Origin of the sequence: Pectobacterium peruviense, assembly GCF_003312355.2 — a bacterium.
Taxonomy (GTDB): Bacteria; Pseudomonadota; Gammaproteobacteria; order Enterobacterales; family Enterobacteriaceae; genus Pectobacterium; species Pectobacterium peruviense.
On sequence record NZ_CP161826.1, the window covers coordinates 4,868,206 to 4,880,654 of the forward strand.

7 protein-coding genes, 1 tRNA gene and 3 rRNA genes are annotated in these 12,449 nt (G+C 50.7%); 2 read left to right on the forward strand and 9 right to left on the reverse strand.

The genetic code is table 11. The features are described 5' to 3' along the window. The first annotated feature begins 190 nt into the window (after positions 1-190). Together mobA and mobB are read left to right on the forward strand one after the other, a co-directional pair. Positions 191-769 carry a molybdenum cofactor guanylyltransferase MobA gene (gene mobA, locus DUT67_RS21910; RefSeq protein ID WP_113626045.1) on the forward strand — a complete coding sequence of 193 codons (579 nt, stop codon included), beginning with the start codon at positions 191-193 and terminating at the stop codon, positions 767-769. Beyond that, entirely contained in the window at positions 759-1,280 is a 522-nt protein-coding gene (gene mobB / locus DUT67_RS21915; RefSeq protein ID WP_113626046.1) for a molybdopterin-guanine dinucleotide biosynthesis protein MobB, read from the forward strand. The genes mobA and mobB overlap by 11 nt, the downstream gene beginning before the upstream one ends. 208 nt (positions 1,281-1,488) lie before the next feature. On the opposite strand, the gene rrf is transcribed toward mobB, so the two are convergent. From rrf to rbsA, 9 genes are all read right to left on the reverse strand, one after another. Then, positions 1,489-1,604: ribosomal RNA gene (rrf, locus tag DUT67_RS21920) — 5S ribosomal RNA — on the reverse strand. Positions 1,605-1,733: 129 nt separating this feature from the next. Further along, positions 1,734-4,639: ribosomal RNA gene (locus DUT67_RS21925) — 23S ribosomal RNA — on the reverse strand. A gap of 228 nt (positions 4,640-4,867) precedes the next feature. Next, positions 4,868-4,943, reverse strand: a tRNA-Glu gene (locus tag DUT67_RS21930). A 142-nt stretch (positions 4,944-5,085) separates the two neighbouring features. Further along, positions 5,086-6,628 (reverse strand): 16S ribosomal RNA (locus DUT67_RS21935). Together the 16S, 23S and 5S rRNA genes with 1 tRNA gene alongside form the textbook arrangement of a ribosomal RNA operon. Positions 6,629-7,056: 428 nt before the next feature. Continuing rightward, positions 7,057-8,052, reverse strand: coding sequence for a ribose operon transcriptional repressor RbsR (gene rbsR / locus DUT67_RS21940; protein ID WP_189339477.1), 996 nt, complete (start codon positions 8,050-8,052; stop codon positions 7,057-7,059). Positions 8,053-8,055: 3 nt separating this feature from the next. Further along, on the reverse strand, positions 8,056-8,982 hold the full coding sequence (rbsK, locus tag DUT67_RS21945) for a ribokinase (protein WP_113627217.1): 927 nt from the start codon (positions 8,980-8,982) through the stop codon (positions 8,056-8,058). Between the two features lie 71 nt (positions 8,983-9,053). After that, positions 9,054-9,941 carry a ribose ABC transporter substrate-binding protein RbsB gene (gene rbsB / locus DUT67_RS21950; RefSeq protein ID WP_005976509.1) on the reverse strand — a complete coding sequence of 296 codons (888 nt, stop codon included), beginning with the start codon at positions 9,939-9,941 and terminating at the stop codon, positions 9,054-9,056. Positions 9,942-9,966: 25 nt separating this feature from the next. Continuing rightward, on the reverse strand, positions 9,967-10,935 hold the full coding sequence (gene rbsC / locus DUT67_RS21955; protein ID WP_113627216.1) for a ribose ABC transporter permease: 969 nt from the start codon (positions 10,933-10,935) through the stop codon (positions 9,967-9,969). A 7-nt stretch (positions 10,936-10,942) separates the two neighbouring features. Then, a complete protein-coding gene (gene rbsA, locus DUT67_RS21960) occupies positions 10,943-12,448 on the reverse strand; it encodes a ribose ABC transporter ATP-binding protein RbsA (protein ID WP_048263462.1) in 1,506 nt (501 codons plus the stop codon). Position 12,449: the final 1 nt, after the last annotated feature.

Sequence of the window (12,449 nt, forward strand, 5' to 3'; positions counted from 1 at the left end):
GTACTCAATAAATTTCAAGAAGTAGAAAACAGCTTGAGCAATGTTGAGCATATAGCGATAAAAATAACAGCCTTGCGCACATGAGGAAAGAACTTGGTCTTCTGTGAAAGTTTTTAGAGAATAACGTATGGTTTCTTCCTCACAAGCTTTCGGTACAGAGAAAAGTGGGAATAGATAATTGGGAAGTGAAATGATTACAGGCGTTATTCTCGCGGGCGGACGTGCAACACGCATGGGCGGACATGATAAAGGTCTGATAGCACTGAAGGGTGTACCGCTATATCTGCATGTCTTATCTCGGCTTAAAACACAGGTCGACGAGGTCATCATCAGCGCTAACCGCAACCAGGATGTGTATGAACAAAGCGGATGCCGAATTATTAGTGACTCTGATGCAAACTTTCTAGGCCCACTAGCGGGTATCCTAAGTGGGTTACATGCCTCAGCATCCGAGTGGGTAGTATTCGTCCCTTGCGATGTCCCAGCACTCCCCCTCGACCTAGTACACCGTTTGTGGCAAGCGCGGGGGGAAGCAAACGCAGCTTATGCCACAGACGGAGAACGTCCGCATCCCACATTACTCTTAATCAATAAGAACCTTATTGAACGGCTGGAAGCTTATCTGCATCTCGGAAACCGTAAGTTAATGCTATTTATGGAACAGGTCGGAGCAAAAACTGTTTCATTTAACGATCAACCTGAAGCCTTTCACAATTTGAATTCGCCTGAGGATTTATCCAACTGGGAGGATCAACACAGTGAGTTCTGATCATCTACCTTTGCTCGCTATTGTCGCCTACAGCGGTACAGGCAAAACAACATTACTTAAGCACGTCATTCCTCTGCTAGCTAATCAGGGTATCCGAATCGGATTAATTAAACATACGCATCATCAGATGGATATTGATACACCAGGTAAAGACAGCTACGAGTTACGTAAGGCGGGAGCTGCGCAAACTATTGTTGCCAGCAGCCAAAGGTGGGCATTGATGACGGAAACGCCTGAACAGGGAGAACCCAATCTTTACGATCTGGCAGGTAAAATGGATGCTTCAACTCTCGATCTGGTACTAATTGAGGGTTTTAAACACGAAAAGATCGCTAAAATAGCCTTATTTCGTCAATCGTTGGGCAGAAAGTTAAGTGATTTGATCGATGAACATGTCATCGCAATTGCAGCTGATTCAGAGATAGACACCATACTTCCAGTGCTTGATATCAATCAACCAGAGCAGGTGGCTAGCTTTATTCATCAATGGCTTCAAAATGGCCGTCTATAGTGCGGAGCAGACTGTAATTCATACCGCATCATTGGAGTAATATCGGGCAGAAAACAACGTCCGCGTCCCCAAAAACCATTCTTGCGTCGCGTAGCATCATTCTATTAGTGGGTAGCGACAGAGATACGTAGATATGCTCTCCCATCCCCCCAGATTCCGCATAGCAAAAAGCCCCTGTCTTTCGACAGAGGCTTTCCACGTATTTGATGCCTGGCAGTTCCCTACTCTCACATGGGGAGACCCCACACTACCATCGGCGCTACGGCGTTTCACTTCTGAGTTCGGCATGGGGTCAGGTGGGACCACCGCGCTATCGCCGCCAGGCAAATTCTGTTTCATCCCAACCGTTATGCACTGCTTACGCGCTCGCACAACCATCAGAACCAATCTTTGAACAAGCTGAATTTCGTTTTATATGAGTCTTTCATCACACCAAAACATCTTCGGTGTTGTAAGGTTAAGCCTCTCGGGTCATTAGTACTGGTTAGCTCAACGTATCGCTACGCTTACACACCCAGCCTATCTACGTCGTCGTCTTCAACGGCCCTTCAGGGGCATCTAGTGCCCAGGGAAGACTCATCTCGAGGCAAGTTTCCCGCTTAGATGCTTTCAGCGGTTATCTCTTCCGCACTTAGCTACCGGGCAATGCAATTGGCATCACAACCCGTACACCAGTGGTGCGTTCACTCCGGTCCTCTCGTACTAGGAGCAACCCCTCTCAATCTTCCAACGCCCACGGCAGATAGGGACCGAACTGTCTCACGACGTTCTAAACCCAGCTCGCGTACCACTTTAAATGGCGAACAGCCATACCCTTGGGACCTACTTCAGCCCCAGGATGTGATGAGCCGACATCGAGGTGCCAAACACCGCCGTCGATATGAACTCTTGGGCGGTATCAGCCTGTTATCCCCGGAGTACCTTTTATCCGTTGAGCGATGGCCCTTCCATTCAGAACCACCGGATCACTAAGACCTGCTTTCGCACCTGCTCGAGCTGTCACTCTCGCAGTCAAGCTAGCTTATGCCTTTGCACTAACCTCCTGATGTCCGACCAGGATTAGCTAACCTTCGTGCTCCTCCGTTACTCTTTGGGAGGAGACCGCCCCAGTCAAACTACCCACCAGACACTGTCCGCAACCCGGATTACGGGTCTACGTTAGAACATCAAACATTAAAGGGTGGTATTTCAAGGTTGGCTCCACAAGAACTGGCGTCCTCGCTTCAAAGCCTCCCACCTATCCTACACATCAAGGCTCAAGGTTCAGTGTCAAGCTATAGTAAAGGTTCACGGGGTCTTTCCGTCTTGCCGCGGGTACACTGCATCTTCACAGCGAGTTCAATTTCACTGAGTCTCGGGTGGAGACAGCCTGGCCATCATTACGCCATTCGTGCAGGTCGGAACTTACCCGACAAGGAATTTCGCTACCTTAGGACCGTTATAGTTACGGCCGCCGTTTACCGGGGCTTCGATCAAGAGCTTCGCCTTGCGGCTGACCCCATCAATTAACCTTCCGGCACCGGGCAGGCGTCACACCGTATACGTCCACTTTCGTGTTTGCACAGTGCTGTGTTTTTATTAAACAGTTGCAGCCAGCTGGTATCTGCGACTCCCGCCAGCTCCATCCGCAAGGGACTTCACCGACAGGAGCGTGCCTTCTCCCGAAGTTACGGCACCATTTTGCCTAGTTCCTTCACCCGAGTTCTCTCAAGCGCCTGAGTATTCTCTACCTGACCACCTGTGTCGGTTTGGGGTACGATTTGATGTTACCTGGAGCTTAGAGGCTTTTCCTGGAAGCGTAGCATCGGTTACTTCATCACCGTAGTGACTCGTCATCACGCCTCAGTGTTAACAATGACCCGGATTTACCTAAGTCATCCACCTTCACGCTTAAACCGGGACAACCGTCGCCCGGATAACCTAGCTTTCTCCGTCCCCCCTTCGCAGTAACACCGAGTACAGGAATATTAACCTGTTTCCCATCGACTACGCTTTTCAGCCTCGCCTTAGGGGTCGACTCACCCTGCCCCGATTAACGTTGGACAGGAACCCTTGGTCTTCCGGCGTGCGGGTTTTTCACCCGCATTATCGTTACTTATGTCAGCATTCGCACTTCTGATACCTCCAGCAACCCTCACAGGCCACCTTCAACGGCTTACAGAACGCTCCCCTACCCAACAACACCTAAGTGTCGCTGCCGCAGCTTCGGTGCATGGTTTAGCCCCGTTACATCTTCCGCGCAGGCCGACTCGACCAGTGAGCTATTACGCTTTCTTTAAATGATGGCTGCTTCTAAGCCAACATCCTGGCTGTCTGTGCCTTCCCACATCGTTTCCCACTTAACCATGACTTTGGGACCTTAGCTGGCGGTCTGGGTTGTTTCCCTCTTCACGACGAACGTTAGCACCCGCCGTGTGTCTCCCGTGATAACATTCTTCGGTATTCGTAGTTTGCATCGGGTTGGTAAGTCGGGATGACCCCCTAGCCGAAACAGTGCTCTACCCCCGAAGATGAGTTCACGAGGCGCTACCTAAATAGCTTTCGGGGAGAACCAGCTATCTCCCGGTTTGATTGGCCTTTCACCCCCAGCCACAAGTCATCCGCTAATTTTTCAACATTAGTCGGTTCGGTCCTCCAGTTAGTGTTACCCAACCTTCAACCTGCCCATGGCTAGATCACCGGGTTTCGGGTCTATACCCTGCAACTTAACGCCCAGTTAAGACTCGGTTTCCCTGCGGCTCCCCTATACGGTTAACCTTGCTACAGAATATAAGTCGCTGACCCATTATACAAAAGGTACGCAGTCACCCAACTAGTAGGCTCCCACTGCTTGTACGTACACGGTTTCAGGTTCTATTTCACTCCCCTCGCCGGGGTTCTTTTCGCCTTTCCCTCACGGTACTGGTTCACTATCGGTCAGTCAGGAGTATTTAGCCTTGGAGGATGGTCCCCCCATATTCAGACAGGATGTCACGTGTCCCGCCCTACTCATCGAACTCACAACTTGTGCATTTTTGTGTACGGGACTATCACCCTTTACTGTGCGACTTTCCAGACGCTTCCACTAACACACAAACTGATTCAGGTTCTGGGCTCCTCCCCGTTCGCTCGCCGCTACTAGGGGAATCTCGGTTGATTTCTTTTCCTCGGGGTACTGAGATGTTTCAGTTCCCCCGGTTCGCCTCATGACACTATGTATTCATGTCATGATAATGTGTCGAAACACATTGGGTTTCCCCATTCGGGTATCGTCGGGTATAACGCTTCATATCAGCTTACCGACGCTTATCGCAGATTAGCACGCCCTTCATCGCCTCTGACTGCCTAGGCATCCACCGTGTACGCTTAGTCGCTTAACCTCACAACCCGAAGATGTTTCTTTCGATTCATCATCGCGCTGCGATTATTTGAGAGACTCATTGACAGACTGACTCATCACGACCTACCCGAAGGCAGTCCTGTATGTTCAGCTGTCATGTTTCAATTTTCAGCTTGTTCCAGATTGTTAAAGAGCAATATCGTAAACATGACTCCAAAGAATCATCTTTAAGATATTTGGTGATAATGTCTTTCACTCATTATCGGATTGGCGTCCCCAAGGGGATTCGAACCCCTGTTACAGCCGTGAAAGGGCAGTGTCCTAGGCCTCTAGACGATGGGGACACGAAAAATCCGTACCGAATTAAAAATCCGGCACTATCGCGTCAGCATGAGTCTACACTCATGACATCAACAGGTGCGCTTGCTCAGTATTTTCATCAGACAATCTGTGTGAGCACTTCACGTAACACACATCTTTTTTTGGTAAGGAGGTGATCCAACCGCAGGTTCCCCTACGGTTACCTTGTTACGACTTCACCCCAGTCATGAATCACAAAGTGGTAAGCGCCCTCCCGAAGGTTAAGCTACCTACTTCTTTTGCAACCCACTCCCATGGTGTGACGGGCGGTGTGTACAAGGCCCGGGAACGTATTCACCGTAGCATTCTGATCTACGATTACTAGCGATTCCGACTTCATGGAGTCGAGTTGCAGACTCCAATCCGGACTACGACGTACTTTATGAGGTCCGCTTGCTCTCGCGAGGTCGCTTCTCTTTGTATACGCCATTGTAGCACGTGTGTAGCCCTACTCGTAAGGGCCATGATGACTTGACGTCATCCCCACCTTCCTCCGGTTTATCACCGGCAGTCTCCTTTGAGTTCCCGCCATTACGCGCTGGCAACAAAGGATAAGGGTTGCGCTCGTTGCGGGACTTAACCCAACATTTCACAACACGAGCTGACGACAGCCATGCAGCACCTGTCTCAGAGTTCCCGAAGGCACTAAGCTATCTCTAGCAAATTCTCTGGATGTCAAGAGTAGGTAAGGTTCTTCGCGTTGCATCGAATTAAACCACATGCTCCACCGCTTGTGCGGGCCCCCGTCAATTCATTTGAGTTTTAACCTTGCGGCCGTACTCCCCAGGCGGTCGACTTAACGCGTTAGCTCCGGAAGCCACGCCTCAAGGGCACAACCTCCAAGTCGACATCGTTTACAGCGTGGACTACCAGGGTATCTAATCCTGTTTGCTCCCCACGCTTTCGCACCTGAGCGTCAGTCTTTGTCCAGGGGGCCGCCTTCGCCACCGGTATTCCTCCAGATCTCTACGCATTTCACCGCTACACCTGGAATTCTACCCCCCTCTACAAGACTCTAGCCTGTCAGTTTTGAATGCAGTTCCCAGGTTAAGCCCGGGGATTTCACATCCAACTTAACAGACCGCCTGCGTGCGCTTTACGCCCAGTCATTCCGATTAACGCTTGCACCCTCCGTATTACCGCGGCTGCTGGCACGGAGTTAGCCGGTGCTTCTTCTGCGGGTAACGTCAATCAGCAAGGTTATTAACCTTACTGCCTTCCTCCCCGCTGAAAGTGCTTTACAACCCGAAGGCCTTCTTCACACACGCGGCATGGCTGCATCAGGCTTGCGCCCATTGTGCAATATTCCCCACTGCTGCCTCCCGTAGGAGTCTGGACCGTGTCTCAGTTCCAGTGTGGCTGGTCATCCTCTCAGACCAGCTAGGGATCGTCGCCTAGGTGGGCCATTACCCCGCCTACTAGCTAATCCCATCTGGGCACATCTGATGGCAAGAGGCCCGAAGGTCCCCCTCTTTGGTCCGAAGACGTTATGCGGTATTAGCTACCGTTTCCAGTAGTTATCCCCCTCCATCAGGCAGTTTCCCAGACATTACTCACCCGTCCGCCGCTCGTCACCCGAAGAGCAAGCTCTTCTGTGCTACCGCTCGACTTGCATGTGTTAGGCCTGCCGCCAGCGTTCAATCTGAGCCATGATCAAACTCTTCAATTTAAGATTTGTTTGATTTGCTGAACTCGTCAGCGATGCTCAAAGAATTAAAACTGTTTATTCGTAATGAATTTCACTGTTGTTCACTCTTCAAGACTTTTTATATCGTTAAGATACGGTCTTGTGAGTGCCCACACAGATTGTCTGATTATATTGTTAAAGAGCAGTGCCACTTCTTCGGTGGCGCGGGCTGCATATACTATGCTAATCCGCTTTAAAGTCAAGTCATTACTGACCGCCTTCATTAAATCTTTTTCCTGTCACCACAACCGCGTGTCGCTGTTGCCGTGTCAGTGGATGCGCATTATAGGGACTTCTCGGCGGCTGACAAGCGCTAAATGCAAAATAATTATCGAGTGGGGATTTCTTCAGCAAAGCGCAGTAAAAGACAGCGTTATGCCGGATTTTTCAGCGTTTTCTTAGCCAAAATATTACCGAACGGACTGACGTACCATTAATTCTGGCGTTAGCACCAACACATTAGGTTCAGAGTTAGGGTGTTCCAGACGATATAACAGTGTATCAACCGCCAATTCGCCGAGCTCATCCTTCGGTTGATGAACCGTAGTGAGAGGTGGAGACATATAGCGGGCCAGCTCAATATCATCGTAGCCAATAACCGCCATATCTTGAGGGATTGAAAGCCCAGCCTGATAAAGTGCGTGATAAACGCCGACGGCCATTGCATCGTTACTGGTGAACACGGCTTCAGGTTTATCTTCCAGTGCTAATAGCTGCTGCATAGCGCGATAGCCGGCTTCAAATTCAAAATCACCGAAAATTTCATAGTTAGCAGGAACAAATAGCCCAGCGAGTTGCATCGCCTGTCGATAGCCCTCCAGCCGGTTATAGGCTGTCGTCTTATCTTTAGGACCCGCAATGCAGGCTATCTTTTTATAACCACGAGAGATGAGGTAATTGGTGGCGATTTCACCGCCGAGCAAAGAGTTATCTTTAATAACATCAATAGCGCCTTCAAAGGGTGCCCAATCCATCATGACCATAGGTATAGAAGGATAGCGGCTCATCATTTCAGGCAAGGGGCGATGGCTTTCCGTGCACATCAGCAATACGCCGTCGACCCGCTTTTGCAGCAACGTTTCAAGGCTATGACTCATTCTGTCGCGATCGCCTTCGGTGTTGCACAAAATCAGGCTATAGCCCCGCTCATAACAGCAGCGTTCGACGCCACGTACCACTTCGGCATAAAACGGGTTATTACTAGCGGTGAGCAACATGCCAATAGTACGGGTCTGATTGATTTTCAGACTTCTGGCCAGCGCAGACGGCGCATAGTTGAGATCCTCAACGGCCTTCATTACCTTTTCGCGAATTGCATCGCTGACGAATCGATTGTTATTAATGACGTGAGATACAGTAGAAGTAGAAACGCCCGCCAAACGGGCGACATCTTTCATGGTGGCCAAAGATCACTCCTGAGCTTGCAAAAATGCGTCGATCTCTTCACGCCATGGGACAGAAGGTTGAGCACCTCGGCGAGTTACCGCAATCGCTGCGGCAGCATGAGCAAATTTCACAGCTGAAGACATTGCCCGGTTTTCCAACAACGCGGTAACCAACGCACCATTAAAGGTATCTCCGGCAGCGATCGTGTCCACGGCTTTTACGCGATAACCTGGAATACGTTGCCCTTGACCATTTTCACTCACCCATACGCCGCGGCTACCCAATGTAATCAGAACCGTTTCGATACCTTTGTCATGAAGAGTCTGTGCTGCGCGAGCAGCATCCTCTTCCGTCTCAACGGTAATTCCCGTCAGGAACTGTGCTTCGGTTTCATTCGGCGTGATCATATCGACCAGCGATAACAGTTCATCAGGCAGTTCACGAGCAGGGGCGGGGTTAAGAATCACCTTTGTTTGGTGTTCATGCGCCAATTTGGCTGCAGCGATAACGGTTTCCAACGGCGACTCAAGCTGCATCAGCAACGCGGAAGCATCAATAATGTGTTGCTGATGACGATAAAGATAATCAGGCGTCACCGCCGCATTCGCGCCTGCGTTAATCGCGATCATGTTCTCAGCTTCAGCGTTAACAAAAATCAGCGCAACGCCGGTCGTTTCCCCGGAGATAGCCTCAACGGCGGAAACATCAATATTGTCCTTGGATAACTGCTGACGAATACGGGAACCGATATCATCTTCTCCGACGCAGGCAATAAAGGCGATATCCGCACCACTTCGGCCAGCGGCAACGGCCTGATTAGCGCCCTTCCCACCGAAAGCGACACTATATTGCTCACCGATCACCGTTTCGCCCGGGCGGGGAAATTGCTCAAGATTGAGAATATGGTCAGCATTAATACTGCCCAGCACCACCAGCTTACCCGTTTTCATTATGTCGAATCCCGCTACGTTAATAATGCGCCACCACAAACGGGTGGCGCGAGCCCTGCTTTATTCTTTACTTATTTTGCTACCAGCTTCAGGTCAACCGGAATGATGGCCTGAGTTTTTTCACCTTTCAGCACTTTAGCAGCTGTTTCGATACCGATTACGCCGATCTGGTCTGGGCGCTGAGCCACTGTTGCTGCCAGCTTGCCTGACTCAACGGCCTTCACGCCATCCTGAGTACCGTCAAAACCAACAACCAGCACATCTGTTTTTCCTGCAGTTTGCAGTGCACGCAGGGCGCCTAATGCCATTTCATCGTTCTGAGCAAATACCGCCTGAACGTCAGGGTGTGCGGTCAGCAGGTTCTGCATCACGTTCAACCCTTTAGTACGATCGAAGTCAGCAGGCTGGCTGGCCAGCATAGCGAATTTATTTTTCTCAGCAGATTTCATGAAACCCGCCCCACGCTCACGCGCGGCAGAGGTTCCAGCAATCCCTTCCAACTGAATGACCTTGGCACCTTCACCCAATTTCTTGGCAATGAAGTCACCGGCTACTTTACCGCCGAAGGCGTTATCAGAAGCAACGTGGCTCACCACTTCACCGCTGCTAGCGACGCGATCCAGCGTAATAACCGGAATTTTTGCCTGATTGGCCATTTTGATTGCATTGCCTACCGCATCTGAATCCGTCGGGTTAATCAGCAATACTTTGGTGCCACGTACCGTCAAATCCTGAACGTTAGCCAGTTCTTTCGCAGGGTTATTCTGGGAATCCAGCACAATCAGCTCATAGCCCAGTTTGTCAGCTTCTTTCTGCGCACCCTCTTTCATGGAAACAAAGAACGGGTTATTCAGCGTAGAAACCACCAGAGCAACCGTATCTTTGGCCAAGGCATTAGCACTGACAGTCGCGCTCAGCGCAACAGCGGAAACCAGAGTAGCCAGCTTTTTCATATTCATAACTCAATTCCTGTGTGAATGAAGGTTATTTACTGCTTTTGTTATCTACCAGAACCGCCAGCAAAATGACGACTGCTTTGACGATCATTTGGTAGTAAGAAGAAACACCTAATAAATTCAGTCCGTTGTTGAGGAAACCAAGGATAAGTGCGCCGATCAACGTGCCAACGATACGCCCTTTACCCCCGGCCAGACTGGTGCCGCCCAATACTACAGCCGCGATAGCATCCAGCTCATACCCTGTACCCGCCGTAGGCTGTGCAGAGGACAAACGTGCGACTTCAATAATTCCCGCCAGGGCAGACAGCAGCCCACACAGGGAATAAACAATAATCTTGATTTTATCAACGCTGATGCCGGATAAGCGGGTTGCAGACTCGTTGCCACCCAGCGCATAGATATAACGACCCAGACGCGTATGGTGCAGCATGTACCAGGCCGCAGCGAACACGATAGCCATAATCCAGATTGGCGTAGGAATACCCAGCGGACGGCCAATGCCAAACCAGCCAAAAGCATCTGCGACGTCGGAAAAGCCAGTATTCACCGGGCTACCGTTGGTATAGACCATCGTCACGCCGCGCAGCAACAGCATCATGACCAGCGTGGCGATAAATGCCTGCACTTTACCTTTCGAAACGATAACCCCCGTGCCTGCGCCAATCAGCGCACCCAGCGCCAAGGCACCAAACACAGCCACCAACGCATTCACTTCAAGCCCAACGATGGAAGCCGCGACGGCACCCGTCAGCGCCAGCAGTGAACCTACCGACAAATCGATTCCCGAGGTCAGTATCACCAGCGTCATGCCGACGGCCATAATGGCATTCACTGACGTCTGCTGGAGAATATTGAACAGGTTATTCAGGGTGAAAAAGTTAGGGCTCAGGGCGGAAACAACTGCAATCAGGATCAGGAGCGCGATCAGCGATTTCTGCTCCAGTAACCACTCTTTGCTGAACCAGCGTTTTGCCGCGATAGATTGAGAACTCATGTCTGACTTACTCCTGCTTTGCGCCGTATTGCTTACCAACGGCCGCAGCCATCAGTGCTTCCTGGGTTGCTTGCTCAATCGGGAAATCACCGCTCAAGCGCCCTTCGTGCATCACGATGATGCGATCGCTCATTCCCAAGACTTCGGGCATTTCGGATGACACCAATATGATGCTCAGCCCTTCTTCTTTGAATTGATTGATTAACTGGTAAATTTCTTTTTTCGCCCCTACGTCAACACCACGCGTCGGTTCATCGAGGATCAAAACATTGGGGCGCGTCATCAGGCCACGGGCAATCGCTACTTTTTGCTGATTGCCACCGGAAAGCAGGCCGATAGGCTGTTCCATTGAAGGCGTTTTAACGTTGAACAGGCGAATAAAGTCGGCGACCGTCAGTTGCTCTTCAGCGTGCTTGAGACGACCGCCCGCATGGCTGAAATAGCGCAGTGCGGTTAACGACATATTTTCTTTTACCGACATGCCCAAAACCAGACCATCACGCTTACGGTCTTCAGAAATGTAAACGATGCCGTTCGCCAAGCCATCCTGCGGTTTACGCGTCACCACGTCGCGGCCATCAAGCGTTACATTGCCGCCCGTTCGTGGCAGTGCGCCGTAGAGAATCTTCATCAGTTCAGTACGGCCTGCGCCCATCAACCCTGCAACGCCCAGAATCTCACCTTTACGTACGGTAAAGCTGACGCTGTCAACGCCCGGCCCAGACAGGTTCTGCACGTTGAGGCGAACCTCTCCCGGCGCTTTATTCGAGCGCGGGTACTGATCTTCAAGCTTGCGGCCCACCATCATTTCAATCAGCGTGTCTTCCTCCAAGTCGCTCACCGGGCGTTCGCCGATAAACTGACCATCGCGGAAAACGGTAATGTCATCACAGATTTCAAAGATTTCTTTCAGGCGGTGGGAAATATAGACAATGCCGCATCCCTGAGATTGCAGCTCTTTGATCACACTGAATAACGAAGCCGTTTCGGTATCCGTCAAAGCATCGGTGGGTTCGTCCATGATGATGACTTTCGATTCAAAGCTCAGCACCTTGGCAATTTCCACCATTTGCTGATCGCCAATCGATAAATCCCCCACCATACGGCGGCTGTCATAGCGCAGATTAAGGCGCTTCAGCAGTTTATCGGCTTCCGCATACATCTTATTCCAGTCGATACGGCCGAAACGGTTGGTAAATTCACGACCGAGGAAGATATTCTCGGCAATCGTGAGCTGGGGAATCAGGTTAAGTTCCTGATGAATAATACCGATACCTGCTTCCTGAGACGCTTTCGGCCCGTTGAAATCCACCTCTTGCCCCAGAAAATGGATACTGCCGGCATCTTTACGATAGATCCCGGTCAGGACTTTCATCATGGTGGACTTGCCCGCACCGTTCTCGCCCACCAGCGCCATCACTTTTCCCGGATAAACATTGAGTGCCGCACCGGAAAGCGCTTTAACGCCGGGAAAAGATTTCGTGATGCCTTGTAGTTGCAGTAAAGGTTGCATT

Bases quoted from the DNA above. Each gene is read 5' to 3' on its own strand.
- mobA (WP_113626045.1), top strand. From the start codon at position 191: ATGATTACAGGCGTTATTCTCGCGGGCGGACGTGCAACACGCATGGGC.
- rbsK (WP_113627217.1), bottom strand. From the start codon at position 8,982: ATGAAAACGGGTAAGCTGGTGGTGCTGGGCAGTATTAATGCTGACCAT.
- rbsB (WP_005976509.1), bottom strand. From the start codon at position 9,941: ATGAATATGAAAAAGCTGGCTACTCTGGTTTCCGCTGTTGCGCTGAGC.
- rbsC (WP_113627216.1), bottom strand. From the start codon at position 10,935: ATGAGTTCTCAATCTATCGCGGCAAAACGCTGGTTCAGCAAAGAGTGG.
- rbsA (WP_048263462.1), bottom strand. From the start codon at position 12,448: ATGCAACCTTTACTGCAACTACAAGGCATCACGAAATCTTTTCCCGGC.